Source organism: Achromobacter sp. D7-1 (assembly GCF_059760445.1).
The window spans coordinates 74,352-96,764 of record NZ_JCBAMT010000016.1 but is presented as its reverse complement, the minus strand read 5'-3'; the positions used below and the strand labels follow the sequence as shown (position 1 = coordinate 96,764).

Here is a 22,413-nt window from a genome sequence, read left to right as displayed (position 1 = left end):
GATCCGAAGCGCAGCCCCACCGGGGCGAGCATCGGAATCCCGCAGTCCGGACGCCGGCGGCTCAAGAACCCTCTGCCTCACAAAACCGAAGTGCGGGGCGGTAGGGATTCGAGCTTGCGGATGTCAGGGTTCTTTAGTCGCCGAGGCTGCCCTGCGCCATTCCCGGTTCCGCTAACCGACTTTCCCCGTCAGGCGTCGCGCCGCTTCCTGCACCGCCGCCAGATGGGCGGGGACATAACGATGCACAGGCGCAGTCAGCGTTACTGCGGCAGCGATTTCGCCATTGAGCAAAAAGACGGGCGCGGATATGCCCGCCACTTCCGCCAGGCGGTCGCCCATGGCGGCGAAATAGCCGTCGGCGCGGATGCGGGCGTACAAATCCTGTTCGGGCCCGGGCGCGTGGCCCAGCACCGGGTCGTAGGCCGTCAACACGCGTCCGCCGCTGCCGCGATCCAGCGGCAGCAGATCGCCCGCGCGAATATGGTCGCGCACGGGATGCGGTGAATCCACACGGTACAGGCACAGGCGCGCATCGCCCTGGCGCACGTGGTAGGCGGCGCTTTCGCCGGTGGCCGCGACCAGGTCGCGCAGCACCGGCAGGACGACGTGCTCCAGCGAAAACGAGGAAGCGTAGATGCCGTGCAAGCGCGCGACTTCCCCGCCCAGGGCATAGCGGCCGTCGTCCAGGCGCTGGATCCAGCCGGCGTGTTCCAGCGACGCCAGCAGCCGCAGGACGGTGCTCTTGTACAGGCGCGTGCGCTCGGCCAGCTCGCCCAGGGACAGGGCCTTGTCGCGGGGCGTAAACACCGACATCAAGCTCAACGCGCGATCCACCGCCGCCACGCCGCCTGCGGCGGCGTCGGCGTCGGCGAGCGATTCCGTGGCGGCTTTACGCGGCATCCTGCGCTCCGGCGTGTCGAATCATGGGCGGGACCATATTCCATCCTTTAGAACGAATCATCCGCATTGTAGGCGGCGTCTGGCGCTGGATTCGTGGTTTTCCCTGGGCGCGTGGCGCTTGACAGCGGAAAGCTGTGTACTCAATAATTCTATCTTAAGGAATATCGTTCTATTAGATAGAATTATTTGGAAATCAAACCATGGCTCAATTCAACGCCCGCACCCCCGACGTCCTGATCAGCGAGGTCGGCCCGCGCGATGGCTTGCAGTCCGTCAAGGCAACGATGGCCACGGCGGATAAGTTGCGTTGGATCGACGCCTTGGTTGCGGCCGGCGTGCGCGAGATCGAAGTCGCTTCCTTCGTGCCGGCGCGCCTGCTGCCGCAGATGGCCGATGCCGCAGAAGTGGTGCGCCATGCGGCGGGGCATGCCGCCATCACGGTCATGGCCCTGGTCCCCAACGTCCGCGGCGCCGAGGCGGCGCTGCGGGCCGGCGTCCACAAGCTGACCATGCCGGTCTCGGCGAGCCGCGAACATTCGTTGGCCAACGTGCGCAGGACACCCGAGGACATGGTGGAGGAAGTGCGCGCCATCGCACGGCTGCGCGACGAGCTGGCTCCCGCGGTCAAGCTGGAGGCCGGGATCTCAACGGCCTTCGGTTGCACCTTGCAGGGCAGCGTGCCCGAAGACGAAGTCATCCGTCTGGCCGCGCTGTGCGTGGCGGCGGGCGCCGATGAGTCGGGGCTGTCGGACACCGTGGGTTACGCCAATCCCGCGCAAGTGCGCCGGCTGTTCCGCCGCCTGCGCGCCGAACTCGGGGAAAGGGCCGGCGCGGCCCACATGCACAACACGCGCGGCCTGGGCCTGGCCAACTGCCTGGCGGCCTGGGAGGAGGGCGTGCGCACGTTCGACAGTTCCCTCGGCGGATTGGGCGGATGCCCGTACGCGCCCGGTGCGTCCGGCAATGTCGTGACGGAGGACCTGGTCTTCATGTTCGAGGCCATGGGCGTGCGCACCGGCATCGACCTGGATGGAATCGTCGCCGCGCGCGCGCCGCTGGCCGCCGGCCTGCCTGGCGAGCCGCTGTACGGCATGACCCCCGACGCCGGCTTGCCCAAAGGATTCGTCCGGCGGGCTTGATCGCCCATGCCCCTGCGGCCCTACACACCAGAAACATGCGGCTAGACCGGCCTGTGCCGGAACCGCCGCGACTTGCAGAAGATCCACGCCCATGTCCAGCCACGCCCATCCGCGCCTTCCGTACGAACACATCCGCGTCGTCGAATTCACCCACATGGTCATGGGTCCCACCTGCGGCATGCTGCTGGCGGACCTGGGGGCCGAAGTCATCAAGGTCGAACCCGTGGGCGGCGACAGCACGCGCCGCTTGCTCGGGTCGGGCGCGGGCTTCTTCCCCATGTTCAACCGCAACAAGAAGAGCATCGCCCTGGACCTGAAGCAGCCCGAGGGAATCGAAGCCGCGTTGCGGCTGATCGACTCGGCCGACATCGTCAGCGAGAACTTCAAGGCCGGCGTGATGGAGAAACTGGGCCTGGACTACGCCACGCTCAAACAGCGCAATCCCCGCCTCATCTACGTCAGCCACAAGGGCTTCCTGCCCGGTCCCTACGAACACCGGACGGCGCTGGACGAAGTGGTGCAGATGATGGGCGGCCTGGCTTACATGACGGGGCGTCCAGGCGATCCGCTGCGCGCGGGCGCCAGCGTCAACGACATCATGGGCGGCATGTTCGGCGCCATCGGCGCCATGGCGGCGCTGGCCCAGCGCGAACAGACGGGCGCAGGCACGGAAGTGCAGGCATCGCTGTTCGAGAACAACGTCTTCCTGGTGGGGCAGCACATGATGCAGTACGCCGTCACCGGCCGGGCCGCCGCGCCCATGCCCAGCCGCATCTCGGCCTGGGCCATCTACGACGTGTTCACCGTCAAGGACGGCGAACAGATCTTCCTGGCCGTGGTCAGCGACAAGCAATGGGGCATCTTCTGCCGCGCTTTCGGACTTGGCGAGCTGCTGGCCGACCCCCGTCTGGCCAGCAACAACGACCGCGTGCAGGCACGCGATTGGTTGATGCCGCAGTTGCGCTCGCATCTGGCGGATCGCAGCGCGGCGGAACTGGCGGCTGTGTTCGAGCGCGAAGGCCTGCCCTTCGCGCCGATCACGCGGCCCGAGCAGCTGTTCGAGGATCCCCACCTGGCGGCCACCGGCGGCCTGGCGCCCATCGTGCTGGAAGACGGCCGGGAATCGCGAGTGCCGCTGGCGCCCTTCACGCTGGGCGGCGCCCAGCCCGGAATACGCCTGCAGCCGCCTGCGGTGGGCGAACACACCGACGCGCTGCTGCGCGGCGTCGGCTATCGCGACGATGAAATCGCGGCCTTGAAAGCAAGGCAAATCACACAAGGAGACTAACCATGTTCACGCTATCTCGCCGCGCCTTCCTGGGCGCCGCGCTTTGCGCCGCCGCATTGCCGCTGCGCGCCCAGAGCGCGGGCGGCTATCCGAACGGCCGGCCCGTGCGCCTAATCGTTCCCTACACCCCGGGCGGCGGTACGGACTCGGTGGCGCGCGCCATCGCGGCCAAGGTCACGGCGATGGCCGGCTGGTCGGTGGTGGTGGAAAACCGTCCTGGCGCCGGCGGCAACATCGGCATGGACTTCGTGGCCAAGGCCAAGCCCGACGGCTATATGCTGGGCCTGGGCCAGACGGCCAATCTGGCCATCAATCCCGCCCTGATGCCGCAGATTCCCTTCGACGCGGGAAAAGACTTCGCGGCGGTCTCCCTGATCGCTTCGCTGCCGGTGGTGCTGGTGGTCAAGGCCAACGCGCGCTGGCAGACCCTGGCCGACCTGATCAAGGACGCGCGCGCCGAGCCCGGCGCCATCAAGCAAGCCCTGGCGGGCTCGGGCACGGTGGGGCATCTGGCCGGCGAACTGCTTGCCTATCAGGGCAAGTTCCAGGTGTTGAATGTGCCGTACCGCGGCGCGGCGCCGGCGCTCAACGACCTGTTGGGCGGCAATACCGACTACATGTTCGCCACGCCGCAGGCTGCCCAGGAAATGCTCAAGGGCAAGGTGCTGCGACCGCTGGCCGTCAGTTCCCGCGCGCGGCTGGCGATCCTGCCCGATGTGCCTACCGTGGCCGAGTCCGGCTACGAGGGATTCGAGGCGTTGGACTGGAAGGCGCTGGTCGCGCCGGCCGGCACGCCGCCCGAGGTCGTCAAGGCCGTCAATGCGGTCGTGGAGAAGGTGCTGGCCGATCCGGCCACCGTGGCCATGTTCACCGCCGAGGGCAGCACCGCCATGGGCGGCTCGCCGGAGGCCGCGCAGCGCTACATCCAGGAAGAACAGAAGAAGTGGGCGCGCCTGATACGCGAAGCCGGCATCCAGACCGCCGCCTGACACGCCCCGTAGAACCTGCCAGGAGACAAATCAATGAAGCATCTTTTAGTAGCCGCCGCGCTCGCCTGCGCTGCCGCGGCGGCGCCCGCCCTGGGCAATACCGGGACGCGATGGCCCGAACGTCCCATCCGGCTGGTCGTTCCGTTCCCCGCCGGCGGCCCGACCGATATCGCCGCGCGCGTGGTTGGCAAGGCGCTCGCCGACCGTCTGGACACGCCCTTCGTCATCGAGAACAAGGCCGGCGCGCATGGCTTCATCGGCGCCGGCGATGTCGCGCGCAGCAAGCCGGACGGATACACGCTGATGATGGCCAGCATCGGCACCATGGCGATCAATCCTGGCCTGTATCCCGACATTCCCTACGACGTGAACAAAGACTTCACGCCCTTGGCACTGGTCCTCACCGTGCCCATCGCGGTCGTGGTCAATCCGCAGCAGATGCCGGTGCAGACCGTGGGCGAGCTGGTGGACTATCTGAAGGCCCACCCCGACCGCGTGAACTACGGCTCGGCAGGGAATGGCGGTTCTTCCCATCTGGTACCGGAGTACTTCAAGTACAAGACCGGTACCTCCATGACCCACATCCCCTACAAGGGCTCCAGTCCCGCCGTGACCGATCTGGTGGCCGGCCAGGTCCAGGTCATGTTCGACACGCTGTTGACCAGCACGCCCTTCGTGAAGGCCGGAAAACTGCGCATGCTGGCCGTCACGACGGCGCAGCGCCTGCCGGACTATCCGCAGGTGCCGACCATGGCCGAGGCCTTGGGCGCGCCGGATTTCGAGGCCTCGTCCTGGTTTGCGATGTATGCGCCCGCAGGCACGCCGCAGGCGGTGCAGCAGAAGTTGTCCTTGGCCATCAACCAGGCGCTGGGCGACGCGGCGGTGAAGCAGCGGCTGGCCGAGCTGGGCGCGATTCCGGCGGGCGGCACGCCGGGCGAGCTGGCGGATTTCCAGCAGGCCGAGCAGCGCAAGTGGGCGCAGGTCATCAAGGCGGCGGGAATACTGCCGGACTGAACCTGCAGGCTGGCCCGTGCTTCAGGCCTCGGGGCCAGGACGCAGCCGGCCAGCCTTCCATTTCAGCCGCAGCCGTTCCAGCGCCAGATACACAATGGGCGTGGTGTACAGCGTCAGGAACTGGCTGATCAGCAGGCCGCCGACGATGGCGATGCCCAGCGGGCGGCGCAGCTCCGAGCCTTCGCCCATGCCCAGCACCAAGGGCAGGGCGCCCAGCAGCCCTGCCAGGTTGGTCATGACGATGGGCCGCAGCCGCAGCATGGCGGCGCGGTGGATGGCCTGCTCGGGCGTCAGTCCTTCGCGCCGTTCCAGGCTGAGCGCGAAGTCGATCATCAGGATGGCGTTCTTCATGACGATGCCCACCAGCAGGAACAGCCCCAACAGCGCAATCAGTGTGAATTCGATGCCCGCCAGACGCAGCGCCAGCAGCGCGCCCACGCCGGCCGAGGGCAGGGTCGACAGGATGGTGAGCGGATGCAGCGGGCTTTCATACAGGATGCCCAGTACCAGGTAGATCGCCACCAGCACCGCCAGGATCAGCCAGGGCTGGTCCTGCAGGCTTTGCTGGAAGTTGCGCGCGTCGCCGCCCAGACGGGTCTGGATGTAGGAGGGCACCATCAGCTTGGCCATGGCGGCGTCGATGGCCACCAGGGCCTGCTCCAGCGACACGCCCTCGGCCAGCGAAAAGCCCACGCCCACGGCCGCGAACAGGCCGTCATGGAACACGCGGTCGTTCACCAGCCCGTAGTCGTAGGTGGCGAAGGCCGTCAGCGGCACGCGGGTGCCGTCCGCCGCCACCACCTGCACCTGTTCCAGCACCTCGGGATCCTCGGTGTAGCGCGGGTCCAGCTCCAGCACCACGCGGTACTGATTCATGGCGTCATACAAAGTCGCGACCTGGCGCTGGCTGAAGGAGTTGCTGAGCACGCTGCTGATGGTGCCCATGTCCACGCCCAGGCGCTGCGCGGCCGCGCGGTCGATGTCGATCACGACCTGCTGGGTGGCGCCATCGCCTTGCGCGTCCACGTCGCGCAGCTCGGGTATTTCCTGCATGGCCTTGGAGATCTTGCGCGACCATTGCCGCAAGGCCGGCACGTCGCTGGCCATGATGGCCAGCTCATGGTCGCCGGAGTTGCCGAAGCCGCCGGGCATGCGCAGGTCCTGGTCCACGTTCAGGAAGAACATGCCGCCCGGCACCGCCGGGGCGTTGGTGCGCAGCCAGTTGATGACCTCGGTCGACGATTCCTTGCGTTCGGCGGCGGGCTTCAGGCGGATCAGGAACAGGGAATTGCTGATCCCCAGGCTGCCGCCGTTGTAGCCGATGACGTCCTGCACCGCCGGATGCTTGAGCACCAGTTGGCGGTACATGTCGATCTTGGGCTGCATGACCTGGAACGAAAAGCCGTCGTCGCCGCGCACGAAGCCCACCAACTGTCCTGTGTCCTGCACCGGCAGGAAGCCCTTGGGCGCTTGCACGTACAAATAGACATTGAGCCCCACCACGCCGGCCAGCAGCAATAGCGTCAGCCTGGCGTGGCCCAGCACCCGCCACAGGGTGCTGCCGTACCAGGCGTGGATGCGCGCGAAGGCCGCCTGCATGCGCGACGGGCGTATGTCTGCGCCGGACGCCGCCGGACTGGCGGGCTTGAGCCAGCGTGCGCACAGGCTGGGGATGATGGCCACCGAGACCACCAGCGAGATGACGGTGGCGGCGACCAGGGTGATGGAGAACTCGCGGAACAGCCGCTCGACCAGACCACCCATGAACAGGATGGACACGAAGACCACGCTCAGCGCCACCGTCATGGCCACCAGCGTGAAACCCACCTCGCGCACGCCGCGCAGCGCGGCCTTGCGCGGCGACAGGCCGCGCTCGATGTGGCGCGAGATGTTCTCCAGCACCACGATGGCGTCGTCGACCACCAGGCCGGCCGCGACGATCAGCGCCATCAGCGAAAGATTGTTCAGCGAGAAGCCCCACAGGTACATGACGGCGAAGGTGGCGATCAGGCACACCGGAATCGCCACGCTTGGTATCGCGGCGGCCCGGGCATTGCCCAGGAACGCCCACACCACCAGGATCACCAGCGCCGTGGCCAGCGCCAGCGTGATGTGCGCTTCGCGCAGGGTGGCGTTGATGCCGGGCGAGCGGTCCAGCGCCACGGTCAGGTCCACGTCGGCCGGCATCAGCGCACGCAGCCCGGGCAGGGCCTGGTTGATGGCGCCTATGGTCTCGATGATGTTCGAGCCCGGCTGGCGGCTGATGGTCAGGACCACGGCCGGGTTGCGGTTGTGAAAGCCGCTGCTGTAGCGGTTCTCGACCGAGTCGCTGACGCGCGCGATCTGCGACAGCCGGATCACGGCGCCGTCCTGGTGGCGCACGATCAGGCTTTCGTAGTCGCGCGCGGCGCGGGGCTGTTCGGGCGTGCCGACCTCCCAGCGCTGGCTGGCGGAATCCAGCTGGCCCTGCGGCCGCATGGGCGCGGCGTCGGCGATGGCCTGGCGCACTTCGTCCAGCGCCACGCCGTAGTGGGCCAGGGCGTTGGAATTGACCTGCACCCGCACCGCGGGCAGGGAACTGCCGCCCATGGTCACTTCGCCCACGCCGTTGATCTGCGAGATCTTCTGCGCCAGCACCGTCGAACCCAGATCGTAGAGCTCGCCTGCGGGGCGGGTGGAGGAACTGAGCGCCAGCGCCATGATGGGCGCCTGGGACGGGTTGACTTTGCGGTAGCTGGGATTTCCGGGCATGCCGGAAGGCAGTTCGGCGCGGGCGGCGTTGATGGCGGCCTGCACGTCGCGGGCGGCTTCGTTGATGTCGCGGTCCAGGTCGAACTGCAGCTGCACGCGGGTGGCGCCCTGGTTGCTGGACGAGCTCATCGAACTGACGCCCGCGATGCTGCCCAGTGCGCGTTCCAGCGGCGCGGCCACGGTGCTGGCCATGCTTTCGGGGCTGGCGCCCGGCAGCTCGGCCCGTACTTCGATGGTGGGGAAGTCGACCTGGGGCAACGGCGCCACCGGCAGCAGCCGCCACGCGACCGCGCCCAGCAGGGTCAGCGCGATCGCCAGGAAGATGCAGGCGGTCGGGCGGTGCAGCAAGGCGCGGATCATGGCGCCGGGCCTTCAACCCCGGGCTTGGCGGCCGCGGCGCCGCGGCGCTGGCCCAGGCGATGGAAGAACAGGTACACGGCGGGTGTGGTGAACAGGGTCAGCACCTGGCTGACCAGCAGCCCGCCCACCATGACCCAGCCCAGCGGCTGGCGCAGTTCCGCGCCCGAACCCGTGGCTAGCATCAGCGGCAGCGCGCCGAACAGCGCGGCCAGCGTGGTCATCAGGATGGGCCGCAGACGCAGCAGGGCGGCCTCGCGGATCGCGGCCTGCGGCGCCAGGCCGCGCGAGCGTTCGGCCTCCAGCGCGAAGTCCACCATCATGATGCCGTTCTTCTTCACCAGCCCGATCAGCAGGATGATGCCGATGACCGCAATCAAGTCCAATGGACGCCCGGTAAGCAGCAGCGCCAGGAAGGCGCCCACCGCGGCCGAGGGCAGGGTGGACAGGATGGTCACCGGATGGATGGCGCTTTCATACAGCATGCCCAGCACCAGGTACATGGTGACCACCGCCGCCAGCATCAGCCACAGCGTGTTCGACAGCGAGGCCTGGAAGGCCGCCGCCGCGCCCTGCAGCCGCAGCTCCACGCTTAGCGGCATGCCGATTTCCTGCTGCGCCGACTCGATCGCGGCGATGGCTTCGCCCAACGATCCGTCAGCCGGCAGGTTGAACGACAGGTTGACCGCGGGAAACTGCGACAAATGGTTCACGGCCAGCGGTACCGCGCGTTCGCTGACGGTGGCCAGCGCCGACAGGGGGATCGCCTGCCCGTCTTCGGTCTGCAGATGGATGCGTTCCAGCGCGTCGGGGTTCAGGGCCAGCTTGCGGTCCACTTCCAGCACGACCCGGTACTGGTTCGACTGCGTGAACAGCGTGGCCACCTGGCGCTGGCCGAAGGCGTTGTATAGCGTCTGCGCCACGTCGTCCATCGTCACGCCCAGGCGGGCCGCGGCGTCGCGCGAGACCTGCAGATAGGCCTGGCGGCCGTCGCCTTGCAGGTCCGAGGAGACGTCGGCCAGTTCGGGCGCCTGCGCCAGACGCGCCATCAGCGCATGGCTCCAGCGTGCCAGCAACTCGCTGTCCGGCGAGGTCAGTGTGAACTGGTATTGGCCGCGGCTGACGCGGTCCTCGATATTGAGTTCCTGCACCGGCTGCAGGAATAGCGAGATGCCGTGGACCTCGCGGGCGCGCGCATCCAGCCGCGCCATGATGTCCGCCAGCGGCGCGCTGCGCTCCGACCAGGGTTTCAAGTTGATCAGCAGCCGCCCGGTGTTCAGGGTGGTATTCATGCTGTCGATGCCGATGAAGGACGACAGGCTGGCCACGTCCGGGTCCGCCAGCAGCGCCGCGGCCACCGCCTGCTGACGCCGCGACATGGCGTCGAACGAGGTGCTTTGGGACGATTGCGTGACGCCTTGCAGCGTGCCGCCATCCTGGGTCGGGAAGAATCCCTTGGGCACGGCCAGGTACAGCAGGCCGGTCAGCGCCACCGTCGCCAGCATCACCGCCAGGGTCAGCCGCTGGTGGCGCAAGGTCAGGTCCAGCCAGCCGGCGTAGCGCGCCTGGACGCGGTCCAGCAGGCCGGGGCGCGTCGGCTCATGCGCCGGCAGCAGCCGCGCGCACATCATGGGCGTCAACGTCAGCGATACCGCCAGCGATATCAGGATGGCGACCGCCAGCGTGACCGCGAACTCGCGGAACAGCCGGCCCACCACGTCTTCCATGAACAGCAGCGGGATCAGCACCGCGATCAGCGACAGCGTCAGGGACACCAGCGTGAAGCCGATCTGGCCGGCGCCCTTGAGCGCCGCCGCCATGGGGCTGTGGCCCTGCTCGCGGTAGCGCGCAATGTTCTCCAGCATCACGATGGCATCGTCCACCACGAAGCCCGCGCCTATGGTCAGCGCCATCAAGGTCAGGTTGTTGGTGGAGAACCCTGCCAGGTGCATGAAGCCGAAGGTGCCTATCAGGGACAGCGGCACCGCCAGGCTGGGGATCAGCGTGGCGGGCAGGTTGCGCAGGAACAGGAAGGTCACGAGCACCACCAGGCCCACGGCGAAGGCCAGCTCCCATTGCACGCCGCGCACCGACGCGCGGATGCTTTCGGTGCGGTCCGTCAGCACGCGGACCTGGGCGGCGGCCGGCAGGCTGGCCGTCAACTGCGGCAGCAGGGCCTTGACCTGGTCGGCCACGGCGATGACGTTGGCGCCCGGCTGGCGCTGGATGTTGACCAGCACGGCCGGCTGCTTGTCGACCCAGGCGGCCAGGTATCGGTCTTCCGCTCCGTCCTCGACGGTGGCGACCTGGCCCAGCCGCACCGGCGCGCCGTTGCGCCAGGCCACGATCAGCTCGCGGTACTCCTCGGCGCTCTGCAATTGGTCGTTGGCGTCCATGATGACCGAGCGCACCGGCCCGTCGAAGCTGCCCTTGGGCTGGTTCGAATTGGCCTTGGAGATGGCTTCCTGCACGTCGGCCAGCTGCAGTCCGCGCGCGGCCAGCGCCATGGGATTGACCTGCACCCGCACCGCCGGCCGCTGGCCGCCGGCCAGGCTGACCATGCCCACGCCGGACAACTGCGACAGGCGTTGTGTCATGCGGGTGTCGACCAAGTCGTAGACCTGGGGCAGGGGCAGAGAATCGGACGTGACCGCCAGCGTCAGGATGGGCACGTCGGCGGGGTTGACCTTGCGGTACACGGGGGGCGTCGGCAGGTCATTGGGCAGCAGTGCGCCGCTGGCGCTGATGGCCGCCTGGACTTCCTGCTCGGCCACGCCCAGCGACACGTCCAGCGAGAATTGCAGCGTGATCACCGAGATGCCGCTGCCGCTGGTGGAGGACATCTGCTTCAGGCCCGGTATCTGCCCGAAGCGCCGCTCCAGCGGCGCGGTGACGGTGCGCGCCGTCACGTTCGGACTGGCCCCGGGATACTGCGTGGTCACCTGGATGATGGGGTAGTCCACCTGCGGCAGCGCCGCTACGGGCAGCATGCGCCACGCCAGGATGCCCGACAGCAGCAGGGCGATCATCAGGAAGGACGTGGCGACAGGGCGCAGGATGAAGGGGCGCGACAGACTCATGATTTCTGCGGTTCGACTATCTGCACGTCGCGGCCGTCATGCAGGCGGTCCACGCCTTCGACCACCACGCGCTCATTCTCGGTCAGGCCGGATTGCACGACGATGCGGCCGGCGTTGGCGGGGCCCAGCTCCAGCACGCGGCGGCTGGCGCGACTGTCTTCGCCGATGACGAACACAAAGGCGCCTTCGGATCCATATTGGATGGCCGCCGTGGGAATGGTGATGACGTGGTCCTGCTGCACCACCGCCAGGCGGATGTTCACGAACTGGTTCGGAAACAGCGATTCGTCGGCATTGGGAAAGCGCGCGCGCAGCTTGACCGTGCCGCTGGCGGCCTGGATGCGATTGTCCAGCGCTTCCAGCGTGCCCTCGGCCAACAGGCGGCGGTCATCAGCATCCCAGGCCTGGACTCGTAGCGCGGCGTCGCGCGCCTGGGCCTGGCGCAGGATGTCCAGGCGCGTTTCCGAAATGCTGAAGAGGGCCGAGATGGGTCGGGTCTGGACCAGCGTGGTCAGACCGTTGGCGTCGTCGGCGCGGACGTGGTTGCCGGCATCGACACGGCGTAGCCCGATGCGGCCTTCGTGCGGCGCGACGATGCGCGTGTGATCCAGCAGCCGGCGGGCGTCGGCCACCTGGGCCTGGTTGCGTTGCCGCTGGGCCGCGTAGGCGCGCACCTGAGCTTCGGCGGTATCGAGTTGCTGGCCCGCCACCGCTTCCTGCCGCGCCAGTTTGCGGTAGCGCTGCAGGTCCGCCTCGGCGTTATCCAGCAGCGCCTGGGTCCGCGCCAGTTCGCCTTCGGCCGCGGCCAGCGCCGCCAGGTAGGGACGCGCGTCGATCTCGGCCAGCAACTGGCCGCGCGCAACGGCCTCGCCTTCGGTGAAATGCAGCTTCAGCAGTTCGCCATCGATCTGGCTGCGCAGCGTCACCTGCGCCAACGGTGTAATGGTTCCGAGCGCATGCAGATCGCGCTGCAGCGGACCGGCGTTGGCTGCCTCGATCGCGACGGCAACCGGAATCTGGCCGTACTCGGGGGGGCGCGCGGCGGGGGAACCCTTGGGTCCGGCGTACCAGAACGCCAGGGTGGCCAGGATTGCCAGCGCGAATGCAGCGGCTATCAGGACCAGGCGTTGACGTGGGGAAGCGGGGCCCGCGGAGGGGGGCTGGGACATCAGGACTGCCAAGCGTGGGGGTTACGGACAGTCGGAATTCTATATGAATAAAAACTATTCGCGTTTTTGCGTCAGGAAATCGTCAGCTTGCCGTGGACCGTGAGTGATCGACCACGTGGCGGCGGGGCCTCGCCCTGGCGCCTTGTGCCTACCTCTTGACCGAATCGCGATACGCGACGGCATACATCGTTGCCACCGCGAACGTGATCGGAATGCAAAGCAGCACGCTCACCGCGCTCTGCGCCAGCTCGGTGGCCATGTAGTCATACGCGAGCATGCGCAAGCTGGAGCCGGCGTGGCCCGCCATCGCGACCAGCAGCAAGAGCGCGAGCATCAGCGGCCAGCGCTTGTAAGGCATCGCGCCCCGCGCGCCGCGAAAACCGTACTCGCCGGTCACTGCCGCGCGCGGCAGTCCCAGACCATACACCGCAAGCGCGTACAGCACCGGCGCCCAGATCAACGCCAGCGAGGCGAACAGGGCGCCCCAGAACAGATTGTCGTTCGACCCGCCCAGCACCATGTAGATCACATAGGGCAGGTCCCCGGTGGCGCGGGCCACAGCCGTCGCCGCGATGACCAGCACGCCGAGCAGCGCCAGATGGCGGGCTTGCGCCGTGCCGCCGCGGGCGGCGGCGACGCCTGGCGAGGCTGGCAGAGCGACCACGCAATGCCAGGCGAACGTCATGCGCGCCAAGGCGATCAGATTGATCAGTGCCAAGGCGAGAAACAACCAGCCTCCGTACGGGAACAGGTTGGCAATCAACAAGGCGAAGGGCAGCGACAGGGTGAATACCGCCAAGGACCAAGGCGCGGCGGCCAGCATGGCGCGGCCCTGCTGGCGGATGGCGTCAGCCGTCGCTGCGAGGAAGCGGCGTGCTCCGAGTTTGCTCGACAAGGGGTCTGCGCCTTACTTGCTGCGGTAGTTGTTGGCTTCGCGCTCACCGGCCCATTTGCGCAGCGCGGCGATGAACTCGGGGCAGACGTTGCCGTCCACCTGGCTGTCGATGATGATGCTGTTCTGCATGCGCATCACCACGCTGCATTCGTAGACCCTGGTGCGGCCGCTGTAGTAGCCGTGGTTGGTATTCTGGAACACGGGCGTGGCGGCGCTGGTCGAGGTGGCCGGGATCATGCCCACCACCTGCTGCGAGGTGCCGGTCGAAACCCATTCGGTATAGGGTGCGGTCTGGTAGTCGGACCAGATCAGCTCCATGGTGTTGCCCACCCCGCGCTTTTTCGACGGCTCGCCCAGCGCCGTGATGGCGTCGGCGACTGGGCGGCCCTTCATGTTCTTGGCCACGTTCACGCTGGGCGAGAACGAGAGCCCGGACGAGAAGATATTGGTCAGCGAGGGCAGCGTCGAGCTGCCTCCGGTGGGCATCGGCGCGCAGCCGGCCAGGGCGGCCAGGGCCAGCGACACCGGCAGGGCGCGGCCCAGCCACCAGGTCGAACGGAGTCGCGATGTATTCATGCTGAGCCCAAGCTCCCTCAAAGATCCGGCGTGCCGCAACATAATTCAGCGACCGCAAGATTTTGTCTTGTTTTGGTTTCGTTTCGTGACGAGTCGTATCGCTCGGCCGCAACGCTGACAAGGCAGCGGAGAACCTGCAAGCGCCCGCGCAACGCTGCGCCGGAAGGGGCCGATGTTACCGAAAAAAAAGTGGCACATCAGTTTTCAGGCACCGCAAAATTGGTTACGTAATACCTGGAAACGCGCCAAACCGGCTGGCGGAAGACAAACTGTAACGTGCTACGATCCGCGCGTTCTGCGCCCCGGGGCGCCTTGGCGATCAGGCATCGCGGGGCTGCGCGGCGCCCAAACCACTGGATATTGCACACCCATGATGCTCGCGCGATTGCTGCTTCAGTTCCGTTCCACAGTGGCCGCACTGGCCGGCGCAGGCGCGTTGGCACTGAGCCTCGCCGCCGCGCCCGCAGCGCATGCCGATACGCTCTACGGCGCCGTGGCCACCGACGAAGCGCACGCCAAGCTGTATTGGGTCATGCCCGAAACCTCCACCAAGGAAGCGCAGGACGCCGCGCTGGCCAAGTGCAACAAAGCTGGCGGCAAGGGCTGCAAGAGCGTCACCTCGTTTTCGGACAGCTGCGTGGCGTTCTCGCGCAATTCGCGCAATGACCTTTTCTGGGGCACCAGCGTGTCGTCGGAAGTTGCCGCGAAGAAGGCGATCCGCACCTGCACCAACGACAGCGCCGACGGCAAGTGCAAGCTTGCCGTCATGCCCTTGTGCGCCGGTCCCGGCTACAGCGAGGCCGAACTGAAGGCGCCCGACACCGCCACGCCCGCCCAGCTCGAAGCCCTGTCGGCCAAGCTGGATTCGCGCGGCTACTGGGGTTCCGTGGCCGAGAAGGAGTCGGGCCAACTGACCTACGCCGACGGCTATCCGAGCGAGAAGGAAGCGGTCGACGCCTTGCTCAAATGGGAAGACTGCGTCGGCTGCCGCACGGTGCTCACCTACACCGATACCTGCGTCGGCATGGCCTGGGGCAAGGGCAGCGAGGGCCGCGGCACCAGCTTCACCGCGAAGAACCCGGACCCCGTGGCCGCGCGCAACGAAGCGCGCGCCACTTGCAACGCCAAGAGCGGCGGCCTGACCTGCGTGGCCTTCGTGCGCTGCTCAGGGCGCGCATATATCAGCGGGTACAAGGGCGAGGACGAGAAGGCCAACTGAGGGAGGCCTTCTGGCGACTCTCCGGCGTGGATTGCGCCTGTAGCATGGCCTGCTGTCGCGTAATGCGGGCATTATGTAATTACGCCTCAACAGGCAAAGACAGGTGGTTCAGGCGAGGGGCTCGGCGCTACACTGCAAGCTCCGGGGTCTCTCGCCACCGATGGAGCTTTTCATGAAAAAGTCCATATACCCCAGTACCGCGACGCTTCTTTCCCTGTTCTGCCTGTGCGCCGCCGCACAGACGGTAACGCCGCTCAAAGGGCAGTCGCCCCAAACCACCCAACAAGACATCAGCGCATGCCAGGCCCTAGCAGGCAGCGGCGCCAGCGCCAGCACGGACGATCCTAAATCCGGCGGGCGCGTCCGCGGCGCAGCAGCCGGCGCGGCAGCGGGTGCGGTGGTAGCCGGCGCGCGCGGCAATCAGCACGAGGAGGTCTACGATCGGATGAGCGATGACGCCAAGCAGCAATACCGGCAGAACCAGGCCAAGGACGCGGCGGCGGCAGGGATGGTCGTGGGCGGTTCGCGGCAACGCCAGGGCCGCCGTCAGGATCGAGCTGAAGCGTCGCAGCAGAATTCGGCAGCCGCCTCCACGTATAGCACTTGCATGCAGCAGCGCGGGTATCAAGTGGCACCGTGATCCGCGAGGGTTGCAGGGCTGACCGATGAACGGCGCGGGGCGGCTTTGATTTGCGATTGAGAATAGATCTCAGTACAATCCGGCCACTTTCAAACGACCTGCGCCGCATGAGCCGCAACCCTTTGCTGGCGTCCAACACGACGCCCGCATCCACCGACGACACGAACGGGAACGCCAGCGCGATCGCCAAAGCCTACGCGCGCTGGCGGCTGCCGCTCATGCGTGGCCTGGCCCGGTTCAAGGGCAGCATTGGCAGCGCCGAAGATGCGCTGCACGATGGGGTCGTCAAATGGGTGGCGGCCAGTCCCGCGTTGGACTCCACGGATGAGCAGGGCGCCTACTTGCGCAGGACGGTGTTGAACGGCGTGGCCGACGAGTTCCGCGAACGCAAGGCGGGTCGGCGGCTGCAGACGGTGTCGTTCGATGAGGCCGAAGTAGGCGTGCAGGCGCTGGCGGCGGGTGATGCCTCATGTCCCATGCGCGCGGCGGCGCATCAACAGCGTCTGGAGCGGCTGGGCGCTGCCTTGCAGGAACTCCCCGAGCGCCAGCGCGAAGCCTTTGTGCTGAGCCGTTTCGATGGACTGACCCAGGACGAAGTCGCCGCCCGCATGCAGATATCGCGGCGCATGGTCGTCAAGCATCTGGCGCGCGCCATCGCCTACTGCGAGGTCCGGGTGCACTATGCTACGGTTGCGCAGATGCAGCAATTGCATCGGCCCGCTGGCGATGACGCCGGCCTGGACAATAACAACAATAGCGACTCCGCCTCGTCATGACCGACCCGTCTTCCTCCGCTACGCCGGACACGCTTGCCTTGCACGAGGCGGCGGCCGAGTGGCTGGTGCGCCGCCAGGACGCCAGCTGGTCGGACGCTGATGAGCAGGAGCTGCATGTCTGGCTGGATGCCAAGCCCGCGCATCGGCAGGCGTATTCGCGAGTATCGCGAACCTGGCAGGACTTGTCGCAGGCGCCGCGGCCTGCGCTGGCCTCCGACGGGCAGGCCGCCCCAAGTCCAACCAGATCCTCACCGCGAAAAGCGCCGAAAAATGCATCCGGCCGCCGAGCCGTCCAGCGAGGATTCTGGGGGGCGTTGCTGGGGCAACCCGTCTTCTCGAAAGCTCTCGCCGCCGCCTGTGCGGCGCTGGTCGTGGGCGGCGGCTACGGCTGGTATCGCTGGGACAACACGCCCGGCTATGTGCTGAGCGTGAGCACGGCGGCGGGAGAGGTGCGCCAGCTGGACCTGCCCGACGGCTCCCATGTCGCGCTGAATTTCGGCAGCACGCTGGAGGTCCGCTACTATCCGCGGCGCCGCGAACTGGTGCTGAACCAGGGCGAAGGGTTCTTCGACGTGGCGCCGGACACAGGCCGGCCATTTACCGTCGATGCGCGCCAAAGCCGGATCACCGTGGTGGGCACGGCCTTTAATGTGCGCAACACGCAGGATGAAGTCATAGTCAAGGTGTCGCATGGCCGTGTGCGGGTGCAGCCCGATCGCGGCAAGGCCGGGTCGGAGTTGGCGCTGGGCGCGGAGCAAGGCGTGACCGTGGACGTGCGAAACGCCAGCTATCAGGCGGTGGCGGCAGTGCCGGACGGCGTGGGCGGATGGCGCAATGGCCGTCTGGTGTACCGGCGCACGCCCTTGGGCGAGGTGGCCCAGGAAGTCGCGCAGTACTTGGGCAAGCCGGTGGCGCTGGCCAGCCCGGGCTTGAAGTCCTTGCCCGTCTCGGGCTTCGCCGCGACCAACGCGCCCGCCGCATTCCTGGAAGCCTTGCCGGATTTGCTGCCGGTGCAGGTCAAGCGCGCGCCCGACGGCGGCTATCTCATCCTGGACCGCTGAGTGTCCGGCAATCTAGCTGAAAATTATTTTTGTTTGCATGCGGTGCGCGGGTTCCCAATCCCGTCCCGCAATCCGTTTACTCCCGCAAGGCCGGTAGCGGCCAACAACGATGGGAGTGGGAATGGGACGGGGATTGTTGAAAGACGCGCTTGCTGGCGGCGCGTTGACGGCGGGCATGCAGCTCAGGGCCATGCCGGTGATGGTGGCGTGCGCGCTTGCCGTTCTGGCATCGCCCGCCGCGGTACAGGCGCAGCAGGCGCAGGTGGATTTCAGCATTCCGGCGCAGCCGCTGGAACATGCCTTGAGACTGTTTTCGGAGCAGTCCCGGCATCAGGTGCTGTTCGATGAGGCGGTGGTGGCGGGCAAGCACGCGCCGGCGGTCAATGGCCGATATGCGCCGCGGGAAGCGCTGGATCAATTGCTGTCCGGCACGAACGTGCGCGTCAACAGCGCCAGGCCGAACGTGTACACCTTGACGGTGGTCGGGCAGTCCTCGTCCGACGCGGTGACGCTGCAATCGGTGACGGTCACCGGCAGTGGCATGGGGGGGCCGACCACCGAAGGAACCGGCTCGTACACCAGCGATGCCATCACGATCAGCAAGATGACGCAGTCGGTCAGGGAAACACCGCAGTCGGTCAGCGTGCTTACGCGCCAGTTGCTCACCGATAAAAACCTGACCACGCTGGACGAGGCGCTGGCGCAGACGACAGGCGTAACGAAGTCGGCAAGAAACTTTGGCAACCACAAGTTCTCGATACGCGGGTTCACGGTGGACGACAGCAACTACCTGGTCGACGGCGTGGCCGGCGTGGTCTACGCCCCGGTCGGTTGGCTGCCCATCGACACCGCCGTCTTTGACCGGGTTGAGGTGCTGCGCGGCGCGGCTGGCTTGATGCTGGGCTCGGCGGATCCCAGCGGCGCGATCAACATGGTGCGCAAGCGTCCGCGCAGCGAAGGCCATTTCGAGGGATTCACGACGGTGGGTTCCTGGGATAACTACCGCATGGAACTCGACGGCGGCGGCCCGCTCAACGAGTCCGGCACGGTACGCGGCCGGCTGGTCACCGCGTACCAGGACCGCCATTACTTCTACGACGGCACCAAGTCGAAATCGCCCCTGGCCTACGGCGTTATCGACGCCGATCTAGGGAGCGACACGACGCTGACGTTCGGCGCGCGCCACCAAGCCACCGACACGGACGGCTACTGGATTTTCGGCCTGCCGCGCTATACCGACGGCGGTGCGCTGGACGTTTCGCGCTCGATCTCGTTGCTTCAGGACTGGAACCGGCAGAAGGGCGAGGTGAACGAAGTGTTCGCTGAAACCGAGCACCGGTTCAACAAGGACTGGAAGGCGCGCCTGTCGCTCAACCATACCGAGGTCGACCTGGATCAGCGCGTGGCCATTCCGAGGGGTGGCGTGGATCGGGCGACCGGCGTGGGCTCGAGCTTCTACACCATCTATTTCAACAATGCGCACGTGAAGAGCGACGGCATCGACCTGAACACCACGGGCAGTTTCCAGGCGCTGGGCGGCACGCACCAGGTCCTGCTCGGCGCCAGCTGGTCGCGTCAGCGCGTCAACCAGAAATGGGCGTATCTGGACAACGACACGCCCATCAACGTGTATGACCCTGACCATTCCTCCATCCCGAAACCGGCGCGTCCGGCCTGGGACGGCGGGGAAACGTCGCGGCTGGAGCAGACCAGCCTGTACGGCAGCATGCGGCTGCAACTGGCGGACCCGCTGCACTTGTTGCTGGGCGGCAAGTTCAGCTGGTTGAAATACCGGTCCAATGATGGGCTGACAGGCGAAAAAACTCGGGACTATGAGCAGAAACATGAGTTCACGCCCTATGCCGGACTGGTCTACGACCTGGACCAGCAATGGTCCGTCTACACCAGCTATGCGGACACCTACCAGCCGCAGAGCAGCTACGTAACGTCTTCGGGCAAGCCACTGGACCCGACCATCGGCGCCAACTACGAGGCTGGGGTGAAGGGTGAACTCTACGACGGACGCCTGAACGTTTCCGCGGCGGTGTTCGCCGTGAAGAAGTCCGGCATCGCGGTGGAAGACATGGCGGCCACCGGAAGCTGCCCGGGGACGCAGGGCAACCCCGTTTGCTATCGCAACGGCGGCACCCTGCGCAGCAAGGGCTTCGAACTGGAAGCGAGCGGCGCGCTCGCGCCGGGCTGGCAGGTGATGGCAGGCTATACCTACCTCACCAGCCGCGACGACGAGGGTGGGACGATCAGCGCGGAGACCCCGCGCCATCTGTTCCGCCTGTCCACCACGTACCAACTGCCGGGCCGCTGGAATGCCTTCAGCGTCGGCGGCGGCGTGTCGGCGCAAAGCGGCTACTCATACGATGCCTACGACGACGAGTCGGTGCGGATGGGCGCGCCCGGCCGCGCAGTATGGGATCTGCGCGCAGGCTATCGCATCAACAAGCACTGGTCCGCCAGCCTGAACGTGGCGAACGCGTTCGACAAGGACTATTACGGCATGGTCAGCCAGATCCGGCGCGGCAACCATTATGGCGAACCTCGCAATGTGATGCTGACCTTGCGGGGGACGCTGTGACCGGCCATGCGCCTGGCGGTCCTTGCGGCCGCCTGCGGACGCAGTCGTGAAGGGGGGATTCCGCCAGAGCATGTCCTGGCTGCACACTTGGTGCGGCCTGACCTGTGGCTGGCTGCTGTGCGCGATTTTCCTGACCGGCACGCTCAGCGTGTTCCGGGAGCCCATCACGCGCTGGATGGAAGCGGGGCCGCCGCCGGCTCCCGCCGCCGAGACCGCCGACGCGCGACAGTGGCTGGCGCGCGCTACGCAGGAGCTGTCATCCCGGGCAGCGGCGGCTTCCGCCTGGGATATCTCTTTGCCGGCTCAGCCAGGCTGGCCCGTGCAACTGTCCTGGCGCACGGGCGATGGCGCCCGTCATGAGGCCTGGCTGGACTCCCGCACGGGCGCGGTGCAGCCCGCGCCCCAGATACGCGAGACCGAAGGCGGCCGGCATTTCATGTCCTTCCACTACACCCTGCACGGCGGCCTGCCGGGCTACTGGCTGGTGGGCTGGATATCCATGTGCATGCTGGTCGCACTGGTCTCCGGCGTGGTGGTGCACAAGCGCATCTTCAAGGACTTTTTCACCTTCCGGCCGGGCAAGGGACTGCGCAGCTGGCTCGACGCGCACAATGCCACGGCGGTGTTGACGCTGCCGTTCCTGTTCATGATCGGCTACACCGGGCTGGCGTTCTTCTACACCAGCTACATGCCTTGGCCGCTGCATGCGGCATATGGCGGTGACGCCGGCGCCTATCGCCGCTACCAGGCGGAGCTTGCGCCCACCCCGCCTGCGCCTCGCATCGCAGGGCAGGGCGTTGGCGCAGTTCCGGATCTCTACCTCTTGTTGTCGAGGGCACGCGAGCTGACGGGACAGGACGCGGCGCGGATCACCATCGATCATCCGGGCGACGCGCGCAGCGTCGTCTTGGTGTCCGGCCGCAAGCCCTTGGCCGGCGCGGCGCCGCGCCTGCTCACCGAGAGCAGCCGGGTGGCATTCGATGCGGACAGCGGAGCGGTCTTGCAGCTTGTGCCCGCCCATCACGAGGAGGTGGCTGCGAAGCAGGTCCACGAGACGATCGAAGTCCTGCACAAGGCGGACTTTGGCGGATGGGCCATCAAATGGCTGTATTTCTTCAGCGGCTTGATGGGCACCGCCATGATCGCCATCGGTACGCTGCTGTTTTCCATCAAGCGGCGCAAGAAGAGCGAGCACGAGTTCGGCGCGGCCACGGCGCGGGTCTACCGCTGCGTCGAGGCCTTGAACGTCGCGGCGCTGGCGGGCATTGCTTTGGCTAGCATTGCATACTTTTATGGCAACCGGCTGATCCCGGCGGCCTGGCCGGACCGCAGCGCCTGGGAGATCCGTTTCTTCTTTGCCGCGTGGGCGGCCACCTTGGTCCACGCCTTCTGGCGCGCGCCGCGCCTGGCCTGGATCGAGCAACTGGCCGCGGCGGCCGTGCTCTGCCTGGGGTTGCCGATATTGAACTGGGCTACGACGGGCCGTCATTTGTGGACTTATGCCGCCAGCGGAGAGCAACTGCCGGCGGCAGTGGAACTCACCGCGCTCGCATCCGGCCTGCTGCTGGCATACATGGTCCGCGCGCTGCGGCGGCACTGGAAGGATGCGCCGGCAGGCGTCGCGCAGCCGTCACGAAAGACGCAGGCCGCCAGCGGCGCCGCCGCGGCGCATCGATGGGGGATCGTCAGCCGCGTGCTGGCGGCAGCCGCAGGCGGCTATCTGCTGTCCGCCCTGGCCATGTCGGCGCTGGCGCTGACGTGGCCGGCCGTGGCTGGCGCATCGCCGGCCGTCGGCGTGCTGGCTGCAACGCTTTTGAGCTTTGTCGTGTACACCGCGATCGGGGTGGGCGTGTTCGGCGCCCGTAGCGCGGGACGAGCGTGGACGCTGATCGCCGTGGCTTGCCTGATGTCTGGTGTGGTCGTGCTCGGTCTGCGCGCATAGAGACGAATGGCTCTATCCGCAACCCGG

General features: G+C 67.1%; 16 protein-coding genes. 10 read left to right on the top strand and 6 right to left on the bottom strand.

Features of this window, described 5'->3' with window-relative positions; translation table 11 throughout:
- Positions 1-171: 171 nt before the first annotated feature.
- On the bottom strand, positions 172-900 hold the full coding sequence (locus AC6LKD_RS09930; RefSeq protein ID WP_498116065.1) for an IclR family transcriptional regulator: 729 nt from the start codon (positions 898-900) through the stop codon (positions 172-174).
- A 200-nt stretch (positions 901-1,100) separates the two neighbouring features.
- On the opposite strand from AC6LKD_RS09930, the gene AC6LKD_RS09925 reads away from it, so the two are divergent.
- From AC6LKD_RS09925 to AC6LKD_RS09910, 4 genes are all read left to right on the top strand, one after another.
- The gene (locus AC6LKD_RS09925; protein ID WP_498116064.1) at positions 1,101-2,039 is read left to right on the top strand and encodes a hydroxymethylglutaryl-CoA lyase; all 939 of its coding nucleotides are present in this window, start codon (positions 1,101-1,103) and stop codon (positions 2,037-2,039) included.
- A 91-nt stretch (positions 2,040-2,130) separates the two neighbouring features.
- The gene (locus AC6LKD_RS09920; RefSeq protein ID WP_498116063.1) at positions 2,131-3,327 is read left to right on the top strand and encodes a CaiB/BaiF CoA transferase family protein; all 1,197 of its coding nucleotides are present in this window, start codon (positions 2,131-2,133) and stop codon (positions 3,325-3,327) included.
- A 2-nt stretch (positions 3,328-3,329) separates the two neighbouring features.
- A complete protein-coding gene (locus tag AC6LKD_RS09915; RefSeq protein WP_498116062.1) occupies positions 3,330-4,316 on the top strand; it encodes a Bug family tripartite tricarboxylate transporter substrate binding protein in 987 nt (328 codons plus the stop codon).
- A gap of 33 nt (positions 4,317-4,349) precedes the next feature.
- The gene (locus tag AC6LKD_RS09910) at positions 4,350-5,330 is read left to right on the top strand and encodes a Bug family tripartite tricarboxylate transporter substrate binding protein (RefSeq protein WP_498116061.1); all 981 of its coding nucleotides are present in this window, start codon (positions 4,350-4,352) and stop codon (positions 5,328-5,330) included.
- Positions 5,331-5,351: 21 nt separating this feature from the next.
- Here the strand turns inward: AC6LKD_RS09910 and AC6LKD_RS09905 are convergent, their stop codons facing one another.
- The 5 genes from AC6LKD_RS09905 to AC6LKD_RS09885 all read right to left on the bottom strand — a co-directional run bounded on the left by AC6LKD_RS09905 (position 5,352) and on the right by AC6LKD_RS09885 (position 14,158).
- Positions 5,352-8,441 carry an efflux RND transporter permease subunit gene (locus AC6LKD_RS09905; protein WP_492274968.1) on the bottom strand — a complete coding sequence of 1,030 codons (3,090 nt, stop codon included), beginning with the start codon at positions 8,439-8,441 and terminating at the stop codon, positions 5,352-5,354.
- Positions 8,438-11,518: a multidrug efflux RND transporter permease subunit gene (locus AC6LKD_RS09900; protein WP_498116060.1), complete on the bottom strand. Its 3,081-nt coding sequence runs from the start codon at positions 11,516-11,518 to the stop codon at positions 8,438-8,440. The genes AC6LKD_RS09905 and AC6LKD_RS09900 overlap by 4 nt, the downstream gene beginning before the upstream one ends.
- Positions 11,515-12,687 (bottom strand): efflux RND transporter periplasmic adaptor subunit, encoded by a 1,173-nt coding sequence (locus tag AC6LKD_RS09895; protein WP_498116059.1) that lies wholly within the window; start codon positions 12,685-12,687, stop codon positions 11,515-11,517. The genes AC6LKD_RS09900 and AC6LKD_RS09895 overlap by 4 nt, the downstream gene beginning before the upstream one ends.
- A 148-nt stretch (positions 12,688-12,835) precedes the next feature.
- Positions 12,836-13,582 carry a hypothetical protein gene (locus tag AC6LKD_RS09890; protein ID WP_498116058.1) on the bottom strand — a complete coding sequence of 249 codons (747 nt, stop codon included), beginning with the start codon at positions 13,580-13,582 and terminating at the stop codon, positions 12,836-12,838.
- A gap of 12 nt (positions 13,583-13,594) precedes the next feature.
- Positions 13,595-14,158 carry a hypothetical protein gene (locus AC6LKD_RS09885; RefSeq protein WP_498116057.1) on the bottom strand — a complete coding sequence of 188 codons (564 nt, stop codon included), beginning with the start codon at positions 14,156-14,158 and terminating at the stop codon, positions 13,595-13,597.
- Positions 14,159-14,528: 370 nt separating this feature from the next.
- On the opposite strand from AC6LKD_RS09885, the gene AC6LKD_RS09880 reads away from it, so the two are divergent.
- The 6 genes from AC6LKD_RS09880 (at position 14,529) to AC6LKD_RS09855 (ending at position 22,386) form a co-directional block, all read left to right on the top strand.
- Positions 14,529-15,377, top strand: a complete 849-nt coding sequence (locus tag AC6LKD_RS09880) for a DUF4189 domain-containing protein (protein WP_498116056.1) — start codon at positions 14,529-14,531, stop codon at positions 15,375-15,377.
- A gap of 172 nt (positions 15,378-15,549) precedes the next feature.
- A complete protein-coding gene (locus tag AC6LKD_RS09875; RefSeq protein WP_498116055.1) occupies positions 15,550-16,017 on the top strand; it encodes a hypothetical protein in 468 nt (155 codons plus the stop codon).
- Between the two features lie 107 nt (positions 16,018-16,124).
- On the top strand, positions 16,125-16,793 hold the full coding sequence (locus AC6LKD_RS09870; RefSeq protein WP_498116054.1) for an RNA polymerase sigma factor: 669 nt from the start codon (positions 16,125-16,127) through the stop codon (positions 16,791-16,793).
- Positions 16,790-17,854, top strand: coding sequence for a FecR family protein (locus AC6LKD_RS09865; protein ID WP_498116053.1), 1,065 nt, complete (start codon positions 16,790-16,792; stop codon positions 17,852-17,854). The genes AC6LKD_RS09870 and AC6LKD_RS09865 overlap by 4 nt, the downstream gene beginning before the upstream one ends.
- A 121-nt stretch (positions 17,855-17,975) precedes the next feature.
- On the top strand, positions 17,976-20,444 hold the full coding sequence (locus tag AC6LKD_RS09860) for a TonB-dependent siderophore receptor (RefSeq protein ID WP_498116052.1): 2,469 nt from the start codon (positions 17,976-17,978) through the stop codon (positions 20,442-20,444).
- Between the two features lie 70 nt (positions 20,445-20,514).
- A complete protein-coding gene (locus AC6LKD_RS09855) occupies positions 20,515-22,386 on the top strand; it encodes a PepSY-associated TM helix domain-containing protein (protein ID WP_498116051.1) in 1,872 nt (623 codons plus the stop codon).
- Positions 22,387-22,413: the final 27 nt, after the last annotated feature.